This window comes from Actinoplanes sp. NPDC024001, assembly GCF_040638955.1.
Taxonomy (GTDB): domain Bacteria; phylum Actinomycetota; class Actinomycetes; order Mycobacteriales; family Micromonosporaceae; genus Actinoplanes.
In genome coordinates this window covers 73,533-92,464 of record NZ_JBEZZB010000016.1, presented here as the reverse complement: position 1 = coordinate 92,464, position 18,932 = coordinate 73,533, and the positions used below count along the sequence as shown (strand labels likewise).

Genomic DNA, 18,932 nt, shown 5'->3' with positions numbered 1-18,932 from the left:
AAGGGCGACCACCACAGGCCATCTCCCGATCCTCGCCGAGTTCCGGCGAGACCTTACAACCAAGATCTCGTCGAAAGGATGGTGCCCTAGTGACCGCTGACGTCCACTCGTTGATCGGCGCCTACGCGCTGGACGCGCTCGACGACGTCGAACGGGCCGCCTTCCACCGGCATCTGCGCGACTGCGAGTCCTGCCGGATCGAGGCCGACGAGCTGCGCGAGGCCGCCGCCCGCCTGGCCGACGGCGCCTGGTCGGTGCCGCCGCCCCGGTTGCGCGACAACGTGATGGCCGCGGTCGCCGGCACCCGCCAGCGCCCGCCGCGCGTCGCGCCCTCCCGGTCCCGCACGCCACGTCGCCTGCGGCTCGTGGCCGCGGCCGCCGCCGTGGTCGCCGCGGTCAGCGCGGGCACGGTCGTCTACACCGTTCAGGACCAGCGCGTACGCCGGGCGAACACGCTCGCCGAAGCGGCCCGGGAGGGGGAAGCCCGGGTCCGGGCCATCCTCGCCGCCCCCGACCTGAAGGTGCGCGAGGAGCCGCTGGACAGTGGCGGCCGGGTCACGGTGGCCAGCTCGCCCCTGCAGAACGCCGGTGTCATCATGCTCGCCGCCGACGGCGCGCCAGGCTCGGGCAAGGTCTATCAGCTGTGGACGATCCGCTCCGGCGCGGCCACCTCGGCCGGTGCTCTCGGCGAGGGCCAGTCCGCTGCCGTGCAACTGGTGGAAGGCCTCCCTGACGCCTCGAACGTCGGCGTCACCGTCGAACGGGCTCCCGGTTCGACGGCGCCCACCGCCCCGCTGGACGCCCTGGTGAGCCTCACCTGATCTTCCTGGCGAGCATCACGTGATCTTCCTGGTGCGCCTCAGGTGATCTTCCTGGTGCGCCTCAGGTGATCTTCCTGGTGCGCCTCAGGTGATCTTCCTGGTGCGCCTCAGGTGATCTTTTTGATCAGCCTCAGGTGATCTTCCGCCCCAGCCGGGCGAGCGGCGACAGCGCCATCAGCAGCGGCGACAGCAGCATGCCCGCAGCCGTCACCGCCAGCGCCGCCCGTGCTCCCCACGCGTCCGCGAGGTAGCCGCCCAGCAGCGACCCGAACGGCGTCATCCCCATTCCCGCGAAGGTGATCGTCGCCGCGACCCGGCCCTGCAGGTCGTCCGGGGTGACCGTCTGCCGGACCGCCATGATCGTGACGTTGACCAGCTGGCCGAACGCCCCGAACACCAGGTTGATCCCGGCCAGCGCGACCAGGGTGGCCGTCGAGCCGCCGTGCAGCAGTGGCACGCACAGCAGCACACCGTCGCCGACGGTCGCGGCCGTCACCAGCACCACCCCGTAGCCGAACCGTTCCGGCAGCCGGGCGGCGAGCAGCGAACCGGCAAGCGCGCCCGGCCCGGTCGCGGCGAGGGCCAGCCCGACAGCGGCCCCGGACAGGTGCAGGTCCCGCGGCAGAAACAGCAGGTAGGCGGTCATCGCGGCGGCCAACGACAGCTGGAACGCGGCTGAGGCCAGGCACACCGTACGCAGCAGGGCGTCCCCCGCGACGAACCGCACACCCTCCCTGATGCGCCCACGGACTCGCCGGTCGACTACTCCCCGATGCCGGTCGTCGGCGTCCTGCCGCCGGGCCGCGCGAGAATCAGCGCCACCCGGACGAGCGGCCCGCCGGTCAACGGCCTCCCGGTGCCGGATCGCAGCGATCGAGCCGAACGACACCACGAAGAACAGCGCGGCGGAAGCCGCGGCCAGCGGCGCCGAGAGCAGGGAGACCAGCGCTCCGCCGAGGGCCGGCCCGCCGATCTGTGCCGCGGAACGGCTTCCCTCGATCGCGCTGTTGCCCCGCACGAGCTGATCACGCCGGACCAGCCGCACCAGCCCGGCCTGGTAGGCGACGTCGAAGAAGACCGACATCGCTCCGACCGCGAACGCGACGATCAGCAGCGTCGGCAGTCCCAAGCCGCCCAGATGGGCGGCCATCGCGGCCGCACCCAGGGCCAGCGCGCGGCCGCAGTCGGCAAGGACCATCACGGTGCGGGAACGCCACCGGTCCACCCAGACACCGGCGAACAGGGCGAGCAACAGCTGAGGCGCCTGCCCCACCGCGCGCAGCACACCCAGCTGCTCCGCGCCGACGTGCAGCGTCAGCACCGCGACCAGCGGCAGGATCACCAGACTGGTGTGCTCCCCCAGCTGCGAGGCGGTCTGCCCCGCCCAGAGCCGACGAAAATCAGAGTTGGTAAGCAGAGACGGCACAGAACCCCTTGCAGAGCAGCATCATCGGGGCCCACCGACCGGCGGGCCATGCTCGCTGTGCCGCACGTTTTCCGGGGCAGCACGCGATGACCAGGCCGGCTGACCGGCCACTGTCGTCAGCGCGTGCTCGAACGACCGGGCATCTCTCAACTCCTCCAGGGGCTGCCCCGACGTTAGCCGCCCACCTCCGCGCGGCAAACGCATTAACCCGGCCGCGCCTCTCACCCAACTCGCCGCCGACCACCCGCCGCCAAGCCAGCCCTCACGGTCAGCTCCCACCCCCAGCTGACAACCAGGCACGCCGCAACCGCCGAAAGACAGCCCTGACGGGCAGCCGACATCACCGGCTGACAACCAGGCACGCCGCAACCGCCGAAAGACAGCCCTGACGGGCAGCCGACATCACCGGCTGACAGCCAGGGGCGCCGCAAACGCCGGAAGACAGCACTGGCGGGCAGCCGACATCACCGGCTGACAGCCAGGGGCGCCGCAAACGCCGGGAGGCAGCACTGGTGGTCAGCCGACGTCACCGGCTGACGGCGAGGGGTGCCTCAAACGCCGGGAGGCGACGCTGGTGGTCAGCCGACGTCACCGGCTGGCGCGCACGGACCGAATCGGCGTCGCATGAGGTGTACAAGGGTCAGCCCAGCTTGGCCGGCTGGCATTGAGGAACGTCACGACGAGCCGAATCGGTACCTGACAGCCAGCCCGGCACGCGCGGCTGGCGCCCGGTGCTGCGGGTCAGCGGGAGGACAGCTGTTCCTCCAGGTGGAAGACCTGGTCGAGGACGACCATGCCCTGGTCGGGGCGGGCCTCGCCGAGGGAGGGGAAGAACTCGGCCATCGCGGCCTGCCAGCGGGCGTTCACCTCGGTGCGGGCCATCGCCTCCTGGGCGGCGGCGAAGTCGTCGGTTTCCAGGGTGCCGACGAGGAGGCCGTCGGGGCGCAGGAAGAGGCGGTAGTTGCGCCAGCCGGTGTCGGCCAGGGCCTGCAGCATCTCCGGCCAGACGGCGGCGTGCGCCTCGCGGTAGGCGTCGAGTTTCGCCGGGTCGACCTGCAGGGTGAAACAGACGTGGGTCAACGAGACTCCTTCGCGGAGAGTGGTCAGCAGGTGGAGTGGAACAGGCCGCCGACCGGGCCGGACTCGGCCAGCTCGTTGTAGAGGCGCACCGCCTCGGTCGTCTCGGCCTCGTGCACGGTCACGTCGCGTTCGCGGAGCAGCTGGAGGGTGGCGGGATCGACGCTGAGCCGGTTCTCCATGCCGCGGGACAGGACGACCGTGGTGGCGCCGTGGTCGAGGAGGTCCTGCACGTCGGCGGGCTGGATGCCCGGGTCGTGGCGGGTGCCGGTCTCGTTCCAGTCCCAGGCGCGGCCGCCGCCGGGGTAGAGCTTGAAGTCCTTGCCGGCGGGGAGGCCCTCGACCTCCATCCGGCCCCACGAGACCGATTCGATTCGAGGCGATCGCTGCATGCCACTCATGGTACTTTATTTCGCATGCGAAATAGCGAGATCAACATCCCGGTCGGCGCCCACACGATCGCCGGGACGTTGTGGGAGCCCGCCGGCGACCCGCACGCCGCCCTCGTGATCCACCCGGCCACCGCGACACCCGAGCGGTTCTACGCGAACTTCGCCGGCTTCCTGGCCGAGAACGGGATCGCCACGGTCACGTACGACTACCGCGGCACCGGGCGCTCCGGCTCGCCCCGCGCCCACCGCGGGCTGGCGATGCGCGACTGGATGGAGGGCGACGTCCCGGCCGTCGCGTCCTGGGCCGCCGAGCGATTCCCGGCGCTGCCGCACCTGGCGATCGGGCACAGCCTGGGCGGGCACGCGCTGACCCTGGGCAACGGCACCGCCGGGCTGGCCGCGTTCGCGCTGCTCGCCTCGCACGCCGGCACGGTGAACGCCATTCCCGACCCGATGGAGCGGTTCCGGGTGCGGCTGGTCCTGCACCTGCTCGGTCCCGCCCTCGGCGCGGCGCTGGGTTACGTCCCGGCCCGCCGCCTCGGCCTCGGTGAGGACATCCCGGCCGCGGCGATGACCCAGTGGGGCGGGTGGGCGCGATTGCCGCGCTATTTCTTCGACGATCCGTCGATGCGGGCCGGCGAGCGGGCCGCCACGGTCACCCAGCCGGTCCTCGCGGTGGGTTTCACCGACGACCCGTGGGCGACGCCGGGGCAGATCGACATGTTGACCGGGCACCTCACCGCGGCCACGGTGGAGCGCCGCACCTACTCGCCCGCCGACGGAGGCGTCACCCGCATCGGGCACCACGGTTTCCTTCGTCAGGCCGTACGCGAAACGCTCTGGCCCGAGCTCCTCGGCTGGCTGCGCGAGCGCGCCTCGAGTGCCGCGCGGTGAGCGACCCTCGCCTGGTCTTCGACCTGATGAGCGCGGAGCGCTCGATCCGGCGGTGGATCGACGCCCGCGCCGGCGGCACCGGCATCGGTGCCGCCGGCGCCGGCGTGCTCTTCCACCTGGCCGCGCACGACAACGCCCTGGTCGGGGATGTGACCGCGGCCCTCGGCGCCTCGGCGTCCGGGGTGAGCGGCCTGATCAGCCGGCTGGAGAAGGGCGGTTTCGTGACGAAGACGCCGGATCCGGTCGATGCCCGCGCGGTGCGGCTCTCGCTCACCCCGCTCGGCCGCGAGGCCGTGGGCACCGCCCGCACCGTCGTGCGCGACCTCAACGCCCACCTGACGGAGGGCTTCACCGCCGAGGAGTTGCGCACGGTGGCGCGCTGGCTGCAGCACACCGCCGCCATCCAGGATGGCTGATTCGACACATCCCGGCGGTGTGTACTTCCCTATCCGAGCGGGGCATACCAGTGTGGTTGTCAGGTGCCCTAGCGGAGGAGTGCAGCATGCGACATCGCGTGGTAGTGGTGGGAGCCGGATTCGGGGGTCTGTTCGCCATCAAGGCGCTGCGCCGGGCGGACGTCGACATCACGCTGATCAACGGCACCGCCTACCACCTCTTCCAGCCGCTGCTGTACCAGGTCGCCACCGGCATCCTCTCCGAGGGCGAGGTGGCCCCGCCGATCCGTGAGGTCCTGAAGCGGCAGAAGAACGTGGACGTGCGGCTCGGCTGGGTGCAGGACGTCGACGTCGAGAGCAAGACGGTGTCGGTGGCCGGGCCCGGCATCGACTACACGGTGGAGTACGACACGCTGATCGTGGCCGCCGGCGCCTCCCAGTCGTACTTCGGCAACGACGAGTTCGCCGAGCACGCGCCGGGCATGAAGAGCATCGACGACGCCCTGGAGCTGCGCGCCCGGATCTTCGGCGCCTTCGAGGTGGCCGACCTGCAGACCGACCCGGAGGCGGTGGAGCGCTGGCTCACCTTCGTGGTGGTCGGCGCCGGGCCGACCGGCACCGAGATGGCCGGGCAGATCGCCGAGCTCGCCCACCGGACGTTGCCGGGGCAGTACAAGCGGATCGACCCGCACAAGGCCCGGATCATCCTGGTCGACGCGGTCGGCGCGGTGCTCAACACGTTCGGTGACCGGCTCTCCGCGCGGGCGCAGCGGCAGCTGGAGAAGATCGGCGTGGAGGTGCGGGTCAACACCAAGGTGGTCGGCGTCGACTCGACCGGCATCGAGGTCGACGGCGAGCACGGGCGCGAGCGGATCCCGTCGATGACGAAGGTGTGGGCGGCCGGCGTGGCCGCGCCGGCGCTGGCCGCGAAGCTGGCCGCGGCCACCGGGACGAAGACCGACCGGGCCGGCCGGCTCCAGGTCGAGAAGGACACCACGCTCCCCGGTCACCCGGAGATCTTCGCGCTCGGCGACATGATGAACCTGGCCGGCGAGGACGGCCGGCCGCTGCCGGGGGTGGCGCAGGTCGCCATCCAGAGCGGGCGGCACGCCGCCGACCAGATCAAGCGCCGGCTCGCCGGCAAGGAGACCGGGCAGCCGTTCAAGTACTTCGACAAGGGCAGCCTGGCGACGATCTCCCGGTTCTCGGCGGTGGCGAGCATCGGCAAGCTGCACCTGTCCGGGTTCACCGCCTGGGTGGTGTGGGTCGCCGTGCACCTGTTCTACCTGGTCGGATTCAAGAACCGGGTGACCGCGGTGCTGCACTGGGCGGTCAGCTTCCTGGGCCGGGGCCGCTCCGAGCGGGTGGCCACCCAGCAGCAGGCGTTCGCCCGGCAGGCGATCCGCGCATACGGCGACCCGTTCCGCCGAGCAGCGGCGGAGAGCGAGCCGACCGGGTCCTGATCACGGGACGTGCGTACCGGCCCGGACACGGCCTGCGGAGTGCCGTGACCGGGCCAGGTAGCGTGTACCGGCCCGCTGATCACCCGAGGAAGGTTCATCTTGGTCCCGGTAACAACCCCGCTGCCGTCGCCGCGTACCCGGACCATGGCGCCGGTCTTCCACGAGTTGACGCTGTTCCACGGCAGCATGGGCGCCGGCAAGTCGACGCTCGCGCTGCAGAACGCGTACAACCGGCGGCAGGCGGGACGCCCGGGTGTCCTGCTGACCAGCATGGACCGGGCCGGCACCGGGGTGTTGTCGTCACGGCTGGGTGTGATGGCCGACGCGATCGAGGTGACCGACGCCACCGACCTGATCACTCTGATCGCCGACGAGGTCCCGGCGGGCGGGTTCGTGATCGTCGACGAGGCCCAGTTCCTCCGGGTGGAGCAGGTCGAGCAGCTGGCCTGGGCGGTCGACGAGCTCTGCGTCGACGTCGACTGCTACGCGATCGCCACCGACTTCCGGTCGCTGCTCTTCCCCGGCTCGCAGCGGCTGCTGGAGCTGGCCGACCACACCGTGTCGTTGCAGGTCGAGGTGACCTGCTGGTGCGGGCGCCCGGGCCGGCAGAACGCCCGGATCGTGGACGGCCAGGTGGCCCGGATCGGCGCCCAGGTCGCGGTCGGCGACATCTCGGACGCGGCCGAGGTCACCTACCGCGTGCTGTGCCGGCGACACTGGCGCGAGGGTGACCCGGGTCCCGCTCAGGGATAGATCATCCAGGCGCGCAGGTCGCCTCTCGGGTCGAACAGGTAGCCGCCGTCGCCGAAGCTGCGCTTGGCCGGGTCGTAGTTGGTGAAGATCGGCTGGTTGAGGCCCCAGTACTTGTGGGAGGCGGTGGCGCTGCCCCGGCCGACGTGGACGAAGATCTCGCCGCCGGCGGGCACCACGGTCCCGGCGGGCAGCGTGTAACGGCGCAGGGCGGAGTCGCGCACCCACCAGCCGGCCACCGGGACGGCCTGCGCGGACGGGTTGCCGATCCGGAACCACTCACCGTTGAGGTTCTGGTCGTCCGATCCGTCCGGGTCGGGGTTGACCGTCAGGGTGAGGCCGGCGCTCTGGTCGGGTCCGCTGCCGCAGGTGTCGGTGTCGTACAGGTTCCGGCGCTCCGCCGCGGCGGCCTCGGCGGCCCGACGGTAGGCGTCGTCCCAGGCCCACTCCCCGCCGAACGGCAGCCACAGGGCGTGCCCGCGGCGGATCAGGTCCTGCCCGATGTCCACCCACCGGCCGTTGATCTTCACGGCGGCGGAGCGCAGCGGGCGGTCGCCGCTCCTGCTGGCGGCGCTGATGGAGGTCAGGCGCACGGTCCCGCCGCCCGCCTTGACCAGCTGCTCCACCCGGGCCGTCGCGGCCAGGCTGTGGCAGTCGCCGCGCCGTTTCGCCGGGTTCGGCGAGTAGACGGTCTGCTCCATGGCCTGCACGCCGATCAGCCGGATCGACTTCAGCGCCTTGGTGCCGTCGCCGGCCAGATCCACCCGCAGCGTGTCGCCGTCGGCCACCCAGGAGACCTTGCCGGTCCACACCTGGCAGCGCGGGCTGCCGGAGGCCGGGGTGCAGGCGGCCGTCGCCGCCTGCGCCACGGCGGGCGGCGCCGCCAGGGTGAGAGCTGCGGTGGCGGCGACGGCGGCTGCGATGCGACGGAACATGTCACTCCATCGGTCCCGGACCGGGCGCCTTGAGGATTTCCGGCCGGGTCGCGGACTCCCCTGCCCCACATCCTCCCCCACCGGCCCGGCGGGCGGCCATGCCGCCCGCCGGGGTTCAGCGCTAGCCCGCGGTGTGGAACAGAGCGCGCGCGAACTGGGCGTACAGACCCTTCGGGTGCGCCCGGAACAGCGGCTCGGTGCCGAACAGCACGGCCCGGCCGTCGCCGGCGGTCGTTCCGGAGATCACCGCGGCCTGGCCGGCGGCCTGCGCGGGGCCGTTGGTCCCGGCGTCGTTCGGCAGCCAGTGACCGGCGACCAGCGGGTCGGCGCCGTACCGCTGCTCGACCGTGAACCCGCTGCCGGTGAACCAGATCGGCGAGTAGACGAACGAGTGCGGCAGCGACCCGGCACCGACGACCGGACCGTGGTTGGTGACGTTGACGACACCGTTGGCGTCGCCGCGGCCGGCGACCGCGGTGGCCGGCAGCACACCCGCCGCGGCGTTGAAGGCCGCGCCGGTGGCGCCGCGGGTGACCACGCCACCGCCCCGGGCCAGGTAGGCGTCCACGGCGGCCCGAGCCGTCGCGTTCAGGGCGGTGTACGACAGCCCGGACGACACGATCAGCGTGTCCACGTCGCTCAGGTCGACCGTCCCCGCGTTCAGGGTCGCCGTCGACACGGTGCGGACCGGGAAGCCCATCTCGGTCAGCGCGAACAGTTCGTCGGCGGAGACCGCACCGGCGATCACCGGCTGGTCGAACACCTCACCGCGGGTGCCCCGCGGGGCGGCGGTGAACCGTACGCCGAAGCGCTGTGCCACCGCGGCGGCCTCGGGTCGCGCCTCGGCCGGGACCACGACGGTGGCCGCGCCCGTACGCCGCAGTTTGATGCCCAGCGTGAGCAGCTCGTTGACCGCGCGCACGTCGTTGCCGTCGCGCAGCGACAGGATGAGGTCCCGGCCGCGCGGCGCGTCGATCGCGCCGGTCGGCGCCGCCTTCGTCACCCGCGAGGTGGCGACGCGCGGTGCGGCGTTGCGGCTGATGTCGACCGGTGCGCCCCACAGCAGCCGGTGGCTCCAGCCGGAGATGTCGTACATCTGCGGCACCAGGTCGGAGATGTCGCGCCCGGCCTCGAGCATCACGTTGGCCAGGCCGCGCTTCGGCTGGTGCATGTCGACGAGGTAGGTGCCGTCCGGGTAGCGCTTGCCGTTGAGGGTGAAGTCGTGCCGGGCACGGGTGACCCGCACGTCGTGGTCGACCAGGTGGTTCACCAGCCGGGCCGCGGCCGGGGTGCCGGCCGGGATGACGTAAGCCCGCGGGAACTCGGTGCGGTAGCGGTCCTCCGGGCCGAAGCCGGGCACGAAGCCGTCCGGGATCGTCGGGGACGGCTCGCCGGCCCAGCCGCGGCGGAACTGCTCGATCTGGTCGGCGAGCAGCGTGGCCCGGTTCGTGTCCGAGTAGGTCAGCGTGGCCTCGATGGTCGCCGCCGCCACGTCGGTGTTGAGCGCGGCGCGCCGCCGCAGCTCCTCGACCGGCAGGGTGTTGTAGTCGGCGTTGTTGACCCGCAGCGGGATCTCCACGGTGTGGCCGATCGCGCCGTGGTACATCGCGTACATCGGGGTGAAGATCGGCGGCCAGTCGTCCCAGTCACCGGGCGCGTAGTCCCGGAACGGGATGTCGGCGCGGGTGGTCTCCGGGTATCCGAGCCGCTGGATCGCCGCCTCCATGCCTTCGGCGTTCGGCAGCGCGTGCTTGATGTACAGGTCGTACTCGTAGTTCTGCCCGTGCGGCGGGGTGGCCGGCTCGATCAGCGTGGTGCCGGTGTAGCCGTGCTCGTCGAGCATCACGAACGGCTGCGTCGCGATCACCACGTCCCGCACGGCTCGCGACTCGGGCTGCGAGCTGGTGGCGTGGTCGCGGTTGACGTCGAAGCCGGCGCCGTTGGCCCGGGTGCCGGCGACCCGGCCGTCCGGGTTGTTGGTGACGGTCACGTAGAGGCGGCTGCGCTTGAGGAAGTCGCGGGTCGCGGCGTCGGTGGCGGTGGCCAGGCGCTCGATGACCCGCAGCGAGCCGTCGGTGCCCTCCCACTCGTTGCCGTGGATGTTCGCGTTGATCCAGATCGGGGTCTTGTAGCCGCGGGCCAGCGACCGGTCGCGCTTGGCCGCGCGCGGGTTCTCCTCGATCAGCTCGCGCCAGCGCTCCTGCCGGGCCGCTTCCGCGGCCGACTCCGGCGCGGTCACGGTCACCAGGTAGAGGTCGCGGCCTCCGGCCGACTTCCCGATCACCTCGGCGGAGACCCTGTCCGAGGCCTTCTGCAGGGCATTCAGTTTCGGCGCGATGCCGTGGTACGGAATGAGCCCCAGTTTGATCGACCGGTCCTCGGGGTTCTCCGGGTAGACGGGCAGGACCGTCTGCCGCGGGTAGCCGCGGGGCCGCGGCGTCCACCGTGAGTCCGCCGCCTCGGGCGCGGTGAGGAGACGGGCCGCCGCTGCCTCGGGCGCGACGGCGGCGGTCTCGTTACGGTCCGGGCCGTTGCCGAAGTCCCGGGTCGACGGCACCCGATCATTTGAAACAGCGTCCGGCGCCGCCGCCGCGGGGTTCGTCAGCAGCGCCGCGGTGAGCAGCGCGGCGCCGAGTCCGGTCAGCGTTCGTGACAAGTCCACAAAGCACCTCCGTTGGGGTCCTCTCGAACCCTCTCCGGATCACCGACCGATGCGCAAGGATCTATATGGACCGTTGGCCATACCGTTCGGGTCATCGTCACCCCGATGATCAGGCTGTCACAACATGATCATCCCTGCGGGCCCGATCGGAGGATCATGTCGAGGCCGCGGTCGAAGAGCAGGTCCTCGTCCCATGCGGCGGGGCCGGTGGCGGTGCGCCGCCAGGTCGCCTCGGTGACCGCGGCGCCGATCACATAGTTCGCCACCACCCGGGTGATCACCTCGAGGTCCAGGTCGCGGTGGCCGCCGCGGCCCAGCGCGCCCTGCAGGAACTCGGTGCGGGCCAGCACGTGGGGCCCGAGCAGCGGCCGCCCGATCAGCGCGGGCGCCCAGGGATGCGCGAGCATGGCGTCCCGCCAGCCGCGCACGAGCCTGCGCACGTCAGCGCGCCAGTCGTCGCCCGGCGCCGGGAGCGCGACCTCGCCGAAGATCTCGTCCACGGCCAGGTCGAGGACGTCGTCCTTGGTGGTGACGTGCCAGTAGAGGGCGGTCGAGGTGACGCCGAGCCGCTGCGCCAGCTTGCGCATGGTCAGCCCGTCGATGCCGTCGGCATCGAGCAGCCCGACCGCCTCGCCGACGATGCGCTCGCGGGTCAGCTGCGGGGCGCGGCGCGGCCGGGGCTCCTCGTCGCGTAACCAGATGGAGGTCGTCACCCGCTTAGGTTAACGTCGGTAAGTCAGCTTATCGACGTTCAAGGGAGACCGGTCATGGCCCTGATGCGGATACAGCTGGAGAGTGACCGCAAAACCGCGCGGCGGGTGATGGAGTTGCACCTGGCGGGCCGGGCCGACCGGGATTCGGTCGACGCGGCCCGGGAGGCGGTGTGGCGGCACGGCCGCACGCCGGCCGGCGAGCCGGTCTTCGTCGGGGTCAGCAACGGTGAGCCGGTCCGGCTGCTCTACGACGTGGAGGTCTATCTGGAGGCCGGCGGGCCGACGTGATGGTCGAGCCAGTCGCGCAGCGGGCGGCTGGTGCGCAGGAACTTCACGATGCGGTCCTTGGCGGCGGCGGTGCCCATCCACGCGGCCGGTGGCCACTCCTGCCAGGTGGTCAGGCCCTTGTGGCGCAGCAGCTCGAGCCGGGGATGGTCCTTGGGGTAACCGCGGGGCACGGTCTTCAGGCTGTCGTGGCCGTGCACGCCGACGCCGGCCTTCTCGATCGTCGCGATCAGCTCGGTCAGCTCCGGGCCGGCGGCCTCACCGGCCACCGCCCGGCGGTAACGGTCGAGCTGGTCGGGCGCCATCTGGTACATGCCGCAGCCGGCGGCCAGGCCGTCCGCGGACAGCTGCACGTAACCGCCGGACTCCAGCCACGCGCCGATGTGCGTCTTGTACGGCGTCTTGTCCTTGCTGAACCGCACATCCCGGTACGGCCGGAAGATCCGCCCCGGCCCGAACTCCGGCTCCAGCGCCGTGAGCAGCTCCTCCATCGGCGCGCGCACCCGCGTCTCGTAGACCTCCCGGTGCGCCGTCCAGTAGGTCTTCGAGTTGTCGGCGGTCAACCCGTCGTAGAACTCCAGGGCCTCGCTCGGCCAGCCACGAAACGTCACCTGGGAAGTGTGCCACCGGCCAGGTCCAGCACCCGGCGCGCGTCGCGGACCACGGCCAGATCCACCATCCGGCCGCGCGCGTCCAGGCACACCCCTCCCCCGGCGGCCTCGAAGCGTTGCACCAGGTCACGGGCGGTCTCCACCTCCTGCGGGGTGGGGGTGAAGACCTCGTGGACGACCGGGATCTGGGCCGGGTGGATGCAGGCCCGGCCGCGGAAACCGAGGCGTTTCAGCGCCCGCGTGGAGCGGCGGAGCGCGTCCAGGTCACGGAAGTCGGTGCTGACGGCCGCTGCGGGCGGTTCGATTCCGGCGGCCGCGGAGGCGAGCACGACCGTGGAACGTACGAACAGAAGCTCCCGCTCGTCGTCGCCCAGGGTGACGCCCAGCTCGGCTGCGAGATCGGCTTCGCCGATCTGCATCCGGGTGACCCGGGGCGCGCTCGCGATCTCGGTCGCGGTCAGGACGGCCTGCGGCGTCTCCAGCAGGGGTACGAGGGTCAGGCGCCCGCCCGGGTCGAGGTCGTCGAGCAGCGTCCCGAGCCGGCGCACCTGCTCGACCGACGCCTTCGCCACCACGAGGCCGCGCAGGGCCGGCCCGATCACGGCTCGCGCGTCGTCCAGCCCGTCCGGCCCGGCGTTGACCCGCACGTAGACGGGGGCCGGCGAAGTGCGCAGCCATGCTGAGACCGCCTCCCGGGCCGGCTGCTTCCCGGCGGGCGGGACCGCGTCCTCCAGGTCGACGATGAGCGCGTCCGCGCCGCGGCTCGGGGCCGAGGCGAGCATTCCCGGCTGGTTGCCGGGGACGTAGAGGAACGACCTCATCCGATGCTCGCCGTGCCGGAGAGCAGCGCGCGGGCGATCACCATGCGCTGGATGTCGTTGGTGCCCTCGCCGATCATCATGAGCGGCGCGTCCCGGTAAAGGCGTTCCACCACGAACTCCTTGGAGTAGCCGTAGCCGCCGTGCACCTGCATCGAGGTGAGCGCGCAGAACATCGCCGCCTCGGAGGCGAACGCCTTGGCCAGGCCGGCCTCCATGTCGACCCGGTGGCCGCCGTCGGCGCGCGACGCCGCCCAGTGGACGAGCAGCCGGGCGGCCTGCACCTGGGCGGCCATCTCGGCGATCTTCAGCTGGACGGCCTGGAAGTCGCCGATCGGCCGGCCGAAGGCGTGCCGCTGGCCGGCGTAGCGCAGCGCCTCGTCGTAGGCGGCCTGGGCGATGCCGAGCGCGCGGGCGGCCACGTTGATCCGGCCGGTCTCCAGGCCGGAGAGGACCTGCTGCATGCCGCGGCCCTCGACGCCGCCGAGCAGCTGGGCCGCCGGCACCCGCACGTCGTCGAGCAGCACCTCGCACGACTCGGTGCCCTTGTAGCCGAGTTTCGGCAGGTCCCGTTCGACGGTGAAGCCGGGGGTGCCGGCCTCGACGAGCAGCACCGACATGCCGCGGTGGGCGGGGGACGCGGACGGGTCGGTCTTGCACAGGACCGGGAGCGGGTCGGCGTAGCGGGCGTTGGTGATCCAGGTCTTGCGGCCGTTGAGGCGATAGAACGAGCCGTCGCGGACGGCGGTGGTGGCGATGCCCTGCAGGTCGGAGCCGGCGTCGGGTTCGGTCAGGGCGATGCCGGTGCGGCGCTTGCCGGTGGCGAGGTCCGGCAGGTACCGCTGTTTCTGCTCGGCGGTGCCGTGGCGGGCGAGCAGCCAGCAGGAGAGCGAGTGGCTGCCGAGGATGCCGGCGATGCCCATCCAGCCCTTGGCGATCTCCTCGAAGACCAGGGCGAAGCTGACCATGTCGGCGCCGAGGCCGCCGTACTCCTCGGGGACGGTGAGGCCGAACAGGCCCATCTCGCGCATGGTCGCGACGATCTCGGCGGGATAGCGGCCGGAGTCCTCCCAGTCCTGGGCGACCGGGCGGATCTCGCGGTCGACGAAGTCACGGAGCACGTCGCGGAACATCCGCTGTTCGTCGGTGAGTTCAAAGTCCATCGTCTCTCCGGAACACTGGGGGCTCGCTGCCCGGGACGAGCCGGACCGGCTGGTCGCACCGGGGGTCGGGAGTGTCGATCAGGTGGGTGAGCACGATCGGGCCCTCGGTGAGGCGGACCCGGGCCAGCGTGTAGGGCTCCTCGGCGCGGTGCACGATCGTGAAGCTGTCCACGGTTCCGGTGCCGCTCGCCGCGACATCGTGGGTGTTTCCGCCGCAGGCAGTGCAGATCGGGCGCGGATAGAACTGATATTTACGACATTTCGTGCAATGTTGGAGCATCATCGGTCGGCCTCCAGAATCACGGTGGCGTGGCTGGAGAAGATGCCGCCGGTTCCGTGCACCAGGGCGGTCCGCGCACCCGGCACCTGACGGTCACCACACTCACCGCGCAGCTGGCGCACCGCCTCGACCAGCAGCAACACCCCGAGCTGGCCGGGATGGCAGTAGGCGAGCCCGCCCCCGCCGGTGTTGTGCGGCACGGTCGCGGCCAGTCCTTCGCCGGGCGCCGCGAACCCGAGGGCCTCCAGGCCCAGCGGCACCGAGATGGTGAACGAGTCGTAGAGCTGCACCACGTCGATGTCGGCGGGCCGCATCCCGGCGCGTGCGAAGGCCCGCCGCCCCGAGTCGATCGCCCCGGTGCGCAGCAGATCCGGCGCGGTCGCCATGCCGGTGTGCGTGATCGCCTCGCCGTAGCCGAGCACCTCCACCGGCGGCCTCCGCAGGTCACGAGCCCGCGCCAGCGAGGTCAGCACGATCGCGCCGCCACCGTCGGTGACCAGGCAGCAGTCGAGCGCCCCCAGCGGCGTGGAGATCATCGGCGCGGCGAGCACCTCGTCGACGGTCAGCGGCCCCTTGCCGTAGGTCCAGGCCACGGGGTTGCGCTGCGCGCGCTCGCGGGCCGCGACCGCCACGATCGCCAGGCCGGCCCGGTCCAGGCCGTAGGTGTGCAGGTAACGCTGGGCGACCATCGCGTAGTACGAGATCGGGTAGAGCGGACGGTAGGGCGCCTCGAAGGCCGCCTCCGGCGTGCCTTCCTCGACGATCCCGGTCAGCTTGCGGCTGCGTGCCGAGCGCTGATCATTGGCGTACGAGATGACGACCGTGGAACACTGCCCGGCGGTGATCGCCTGCGCCGCCCGTGCCACGTACATCGGGAAGACCGCGCCCCCGGCGAAGGTCGAGTCGCACCAGGCCGGCTGGAGTCCCAGATAGTCCGCGAGTTGCGTGGCCGAGAACCGGGAGATCCCGTTGGTGGCGAGGCCGTCCACGTCGCGCAGGTGCAGCCCGGCGTCGGCGAGGGCGCGGGTGACCGCCTGGGTCTGCAGCTCCAGGATCGACCTGCCGGTCCTGCCCAGGTCGCACTCGGCCGCTCCGACGATCGCCACTCCGGTCATGTCAGCGTCAGCACCGCCGAGGCCGGCGCCACCGCGATCCGGCCGTCGTCCACCACCTCGACGCGCAGGTCGACCTCGATCTTGCCGGCGTCCGCCCGGCGCACGTCGCCCACGCAGCGGATCGTCTCGCCGGCGAAGACCAGGCTCCGGAACCGGAACGACAGCTCGGTGAGCACCGCGTCCGGGCCGAACCACTCGCGCAGCGCGATCGCCAGGTAGGCCCCGAAGATCTGCCCGTCCACGACCGGTTTCTCCAGGCCGCGTTCGCGCAGGTAGTCCGCGTCGTAGTGAAGCCGGTGCCAGTCCCAGGTGGCGCCCGCGTAAGCGATCATGTCGGGCAGCTCGACGGTGCGCTCCCGGACCAGGTCAGCGCTCGACATGGATCAGCGCCTCCTCGTTGACGGCGAGCAGGCGGCCGTCCTGGTCCGTGTAGGTGGCGACCGAGGTGACCACGAGCATCCGCTTGCCGCTGCCGGTGACGCGTTCGGTCATGTCGGCCAGCCGCCAACGGGCGGTGACCACGGTGTCCGGGCCGATCGGGCGCTCGAACCGGTAGGAGTTGCCGCCCCGGACCAGCCGGGTGCCCGGGACGTCCAGTTGCCAGGCGTGCCCGGCGTAGCCGTCGTGGTCGCGGGGCAGGCCCGCGTACTGGTTGGTCTCGCAGATCAGCGTGGGCGGGGCGACGTCGCCGGCCAGGTGCGCCGGGTCGGTGTCGCCGGTGGCGAGGGCGAAGTAGCGGATCGAGGCCCGGCCCAGCGGTTCCGGTGCGGTGTAGGTGATCTCCTCACCGATCCGGGCGGCGAGTTCCGGGGTCAGCAGGGTCATCTCAGCACCGCCGTCGGCACGGTCTCCAGCAGGAACTCGGGGCGCAGCAGCGCCGAGCAGACGACCGAGGTGATCACGGCGTTCGGGAAGTGCTTCGCCCGCAGCGCGGTGGTCGACGGGTAGGCGGCGACCGCGGCCGGGGTCACGTACTCGACCAGGTGGACGACCTGCTCGCCGGTGGCGCCGGCCTCGGCCAGGACGGTCTCGATGCTGCGATAGACGAACGCGGCCTGGGCGAGCAGATCCCCGTCGTGCAGAGCCGCCTGGGTGACCGGGTCGAGCGCCCCGAACCCGGACAGGTGGACGGTGTCGCCGGCCCGCACGGCAGGCTGGTAGGTGAGGGTGTCGTAGCGTGCCCAGCCCGGGTTGAGCACGGTCAGCGGCCCGGTCGCGGCGACGGCGTCGAGCGACACCCGCGCGCCGGGCACGACCGGCACGTCCACCAGGATCCCGGCGGCGCCCGGGTGCACCGGGCCGGGCAGCAGCTCGCGCCGGGGCCGGCCGCAGCGGGGATACTCGGCGCGGGTCGCGGTGGCCGTGTAGTCGACGGTCCGCACCAGGGCGCCGGTGTCCAGCCCGGCGACGGCGAGCAGGTCGGCGATGCGGTGCAGGCACCAGCGGTACTGCTCGCGGAAGTCTCCCTCGGTGGTGTGCACGCTGGGCAGGTGGACGTGTCCGCCGGCGATCCGCACCCGCCCGCCGGCCAGCGCTTCCCCGCCGCCCGGGTGGGTGATCGCCGCGACCGCGTAGGGCGCGTCGGTGCCGACGATCGCCTCCACCGGGACCCGGGAGACCGGCACCCGGTGGTCCTTGAGCACCGCGGTTCGCGCGGCGTCGAGAGCGGCCGGGTCGGCGAGGGCGGCCGCGGTGACGTACTCGGTCAGGTGCACCACGTCGTCGGCCTCGGCGGGCAGCTCGCCGTAGCCGGTCACGGCCGGCAGATAGGCGGTCACTTCAGGCACCCTTCGATAGCGTCGAGCAGAGCGGACGGGCCGGCCGTGGCGGCGGCGAAGACGGCTTCCGCGCCCGGCCCCAGGTTGGCGGCGGCCTTGGTGCGCACTCCCCCGCCGGTGGACCGCTCCACCCGCGCGACCCGGCCGTCACCCTCGACCAGCCCGGGCGCGTCGGCCGCGACCACGCCCGGGTCGGCGGTGACGACGGTGATCCGGGCGGCCAGGTCGAGGAGGTCGGGACGGTCCAGGTCCTCGAAGGTGTCCAGGTCGACCCAGCCGTCGACGACCATCGCCGCCACGCACCAGTAGACGCTGAACTTCGCCTCGTAGGCACTGCGCGGCTGCCGCTTCTCCGGCCCGGCGACGATCGGCACGGCATCCGGGTGCAGGGTGACGGTCAGCGCGGCCGGCCGGCCGCCGGCAAACTCCCCGGCCGCGTCGATCGAGGCGTGGTTGAGCCGGCAGGCCGGATACGGCTTGATCCCGATCCGCGTGGTCTCCCAACGCCCGGCCGCAGCCCCCGGCCGCTCACTCCCCGCCACCGCGTCGCCCGATGCCAGGCCGCCGAGCAGGGCGTCCCGGTCCGGCTCGCGGCCGGTCAGGGCGGGGATCAGGCCGTATTCGCCGTCGAGCGCGCCGGGCGGGCCGGTGGCGCCGGCGGCGGCGAGGCGGGCGGCCAGGATGCCGTTCGCCACCGCGGTGCCCGGGTGAAGCTGCTTGGTGCTCGCCGGGCTGTGCAGGAACTCCAGCAGACCGCTCGCGCCGCTGGCCGCGATCCCGATCGCGTGCGCGAGAGTCGCGGCGTCCAGGCCGAGAAGCCGCCCGGCGGTGACCGCGGCGCCGACCACCCCGCACATCGAGGTGGCATGCAGGCCGCGTGCATGAAACCCGTGCGGTGCGGCCGCCCCGAGCCGGCACACCACCTCCAGACCCGCGACCAGCGCGGTGAACATCTCGCTGCCGCGCGCCCCGGTCTGCTCCCCCACGGCAAGCGCCACGGGTACGGTCACCGCGCTCGCATGCACCAGCCCTCCGGCGTGGGTGTCGTCGAAGTCGAGCGCGTGCACGGCCACCGCGTTGCCGAAGGCCGCCGCAACCGCCCCGACCCGCTCCCCGGTGAACAGCCGCGCCTCGGGCGGCCCGCCGAGCCCTCGCGCCACCGCAAGGGCAGGCTCCGCCGCACCACGCCGAATGCCCGCTACCGCGCACCCGACCGCGTCGATCAGATGCTCCCGAGCCGCCGCAACGACGGCCTCCGGCAGGTCGCCGAAGGTCAACCCCGCAGCCCACTGCCCCAACACCAGGCCCGCGTGCTGATCCCGGCCCCGCTCCGCACCCGAACTCCCCACGCTCC

At 72.5% G+C, this 18,932-nt stretch carries 21 protein-coding genes; 6 read left to right on the top strand and 15 right to left on the bottom strand.

Annotated features, from left to right (window positions below; translation table 11 throughout):
* The first annotated feature begins 89 nt into the window (after positions 1–89).
* Positions 90–821, top strand: coding sequence for an anti-sigma factor (locus tag AB0F81_RS09160; RefSeq protein WP_360193433.1), 732 nt, complete (start codon positions 90–92; stop codon positions 819–821).
* A 130-nt stretch (positions 822–951) separates the two neighbouring features.
* Here AB0F81_RS09160 and AB0F81_RS09155 read toward each other — a convergent pair whose 3' ends face one another.
* The 3 genes from AB0F81_RS09155 to AB0F81_RS09145 form a co-directional block, all read right to left on the bottom strand.
* A complete protein-coding gene (locus tag AB0F81_RS09155) occupies positions 952–2,247 on the bottom strand; it encodes an MFS transporter (RefSeq protein ID WP_360193430.1) in 1,296 nt (431 codons plus the stop codon).
* Positions 2,248–2,988: 741 nt separating this feature from the next.
* Positions 2,989–3,327 (bottom strand): L-rhamnose mutarotase, encoded by a 339-nt coding sequence (locus tag AB0F81_RS09150; protein ID WP_360193427.1) that lies wholly within the window; start codon positions 3,325–3,327, stop codon positions 2,989–2,991.
* Positions 3,328–3,350: 23 nt separating this feature from the next.
* Entirely contained in the window at positions 3,351–3,716 is a 366-nt protein-coding gene (locus tag AB0F81_RS09145) for an Mth938-like domain-containing protein (protein ID WP_360193424.1), read from the bottom strand.
* 24 nt (positions 3,717–3,740) lie between these two features.
* On the opposite strand from AB0F81_RS09145, the gene AB0F81_RS09140 reads away from it, so the two are divergent.
* The 4 genes from AB0F81_RS09140 (at position 3,741) to AB0F81_RS09125 (ending at position 7,221) form a co-directional block, all read left to right on the top strand.
* Positions 3,741–4,610 (top strand): alpha/beta hydrolase, encoded by an 870-nt coding sequence (locus AB0F81_RS09140; RefSeq protein ID WP_360193421.1) that lies wholly within the window; start codon positions 3,741–3,743, stop codon positions 4,608–4,610.
* Entirely contained in the window at positions 4,607–5,026 is a 420-nt protein-coding gene (locus AB0F81_RS09135) for a MarR family winged helix-turn-helix transcriptional regulator (protein ID WP_360193418.1), read from the top strand. The genes AB0F81_RS09140 and AB0F81_RS09135 overlap by 4 nt, the downstream gene beginning before the upstream one ends.
* A gap of 86 nt (positions 5,027–5,112) precedes the next feature.
* On the top strand, positions 5,113–6,468 hold the full coding sequence (locus AB0F81_RS09130) for an NAD(P)/FAD-dependent oxidoreductase (protein WP_360193415.1): 1,356 nt from the start codon (positions 5,113–5,115) through the stop codon (positions 6,466–6,468).
* Between the two features lie 99 nt (positions 6,469–6,567).
* A complete protein-coding gene (locus AB0F81_RS09125; RefSeq protein ID WP_360193412.1) occupies positions 6,568–7,221 on the top strand; it encodes a thymidine kinase in 654 nt (217 codons plus the stop codon).
* Here the strand turns inward: AB0F81_RS09125 and AB0F81_RS09120 are convergent.
* The 3 genes from AB0F81_RS09120 to AB0F81_RS09110 all read right to left on the bottom strand — a co-directional run bounded on the left by AB0F81_RS09120 (position 7,212) and on the right by AB0F81_RS09110 (position 11,528).
* Complete coding sequence (locus AB0F81_RS09120; RefSeq protein ID WP_360193409.1) at positions 7,212–8,153, bottom strand: lamin tail domain-containing protein; 942 nt, start codon at positions 8,151–8,153, stop codon at positions 7,212–7,214. The two genes, AB0F81_RS09125 and AB0F81_RS09120, sit on opposite strands and share 10 nt — an antisense overlap.
* Positions 8,154–8,274: 121 nt before the next feature.
* On the bottom strand, positions 8,275–10,815 hold the full coding sequence (locus AB0F81_RS09115; protein ID WP_360193406.1) for a M14 family zinc carboxypeptidase: 2,541 nt from the start codon (positions 10,813–10,815) through the stop codon (positions 8,275–8,277).
* 128 nt (positions 10,816–10,943) lie between these two features.
* On the bottom strand, positions 10,944–11,528 hold the full coding sequence (locus AB0F81_RS09110) for a TetR/AcrR family transcriptional regulator C-terminal domain-containing protein (protein ID WP_360193403.1): 585 nt from the start codon (positions 11,526–11,528) through the stop codon (positions 10,944–10,946).
* A 54-nt stretch (positions 11,529–11,582) separates the two neighbouring features.
* Here AB0F81_RS09110 and AB0F81_RS09105 point away from each other — a divergent pair, with 54 nt between their 5' ends.
* The gene (locus AB0F81_RS09105) at positions 11,583–11,816 is read left to right on the top strand and encodes a hypothetical protein (protein WP_360193400.1); all 234 of its coding nucleotides are present in this window, start codon (positions 11,583–11,585) and stop codon (positions 11,814–11,816) included.
* Here the strand turns inward: AB0F81_RS09105 and AB0F81_RS09100 are convergent.
* From AB0F81_RS09100 to AB0F81_RS09060, 9 genes are read right to left on the bottom strand one after another with little or no spacing between them, the layout of a single operon-like run.
* A complete protein-coding gene (locus tag AB0F81_RS09100) occupies positions 11,789–12,424 on the bottom strand; it encodes a DUF2461 domain-containing protein (protein WP_360193397.1) in 636 nt (211 codons plus the stop codon). The two genes, AB0F81_RS09105 and AB0F81_RS09100, sit on opposite strands and share 28 nt — an antisense overlap.
* Complete coding sequence (locus AB0F81_RS09095; RefSeq protein ID WP_360193394.1) at positions 12,421–13,245, bottom strand: CoA ester lyase; 825 nt, start codon at positions 13,243–13,245, stop codon at positions 12,421–12,423. The genes AB0F81_RS09100 and AB0F81_RS09095 overlap by 4 nt, the downstream gene beginning before the upstream one ends.
* Positions 13,242–14,405 (bottom strand): acyl-CoA dehydrogenase family protein, encoded by a 1,164-nt coding sequence (locus AB0F81_RS09090; protein ID WP_360193391.1) that lies wholly within the window; start codon positions 14,403–14,405, stop codon positions 13,242–13,244. The genes AB0F81_RS09095 and AB0F81_RS09090 overlap by 4 nt, the downstream gene beginning before the upstream one ends.
* Positions 14,395–14,685, bottom strand: a complete 291-nt coding sequence (locus AB0F81_RS09085) for an OB-fold domain-containing protein (protein ID WP_360193436.1) — start codon at positions 14,683–14,685, stop codon at positions 14,395–14,397. The genes AB0F81_RS09090 and AB0F81_RS09085 overlap by 11 nt, the downstream gene beginning before the upstream one ends.
* On the bottom strand, positions 14,685–15,800 hold the full coding sequence (locus AB0F81_RS09080; protein ID WP_360193388.1) for a thiolase: 1,116 nt from the start codon (positions 15,798–15,800) through the stop codon (positions 14,685–14,687). The genes AB0F81_RS09085 and AB0F81_RS09080 overlap by 1 nt, the downstream gene beginning before the upstream one ends.
* Positions 15,797–16,180 carry a MaoC/PaaZ C-terminal domain-containing protein gene (locus AB0F81_RS09075; protein ID WP_360193385.1) on the bottom strand — a complete coding sequence of 128 codons (384 nt, stop codon included), beginning with the start codon at positions 16,178–16,180 and terminating at the stop codon, positions 15,797–15,799. The genes AB0F81_RS09080 and AB0F81_RS09075 overlap by 4 nt, the downstream gene beginning before the upstream one ends.
* Positions 16,167–16,625 carry a MaoC family dehydratase N-terminal domain-containing protein gene (locus tag AB0F81_RS09070; RefSeq protein WP_360193382.1) on the bottom strand — a complete coding sequence of 153 codons (459 nt, stop codon included), beginning with the start codon at positions 16,623–16,625 and terminating at the stop codon, positions 16,167–16,169. Before AB0F81_RS09070 ends, AB0F81_RS09075 begins: the two co-directional genes overlap by 14 nt.
* Entirely contained in the window at positions 16,622–17,578 is a 957-nt protein-coding gene (locus tag AB0F81_RS09065) for a RidA family protein (RefSeq protein ID WP_360193379.1), read from the bottom strand. Before AB0F81_RS09065 ends, AB0F81_RS09070 begins: the two co-directional genes overlap by 4 nt.
* Positions 17,575–18,927 carry an MmgE/PrpD family protein gene (locus AB0F81_RS09060; protein ID WP_360193376.1) on the bottom strand — a complete coding sequence of 451 codons (1,353 nt, stop codon included), beginning with the start codon at positions 18,925–18,927 and terminating at the stop codon, positions 17,575–17,577. Before AB0F81_RS09060 ends, AB0F81_RS09065 begins: the two co-directional genes overlap by 4 nt.
* Between the last annotated feature and the right edge of the window lie 5 nt (positions 18,928–18,932).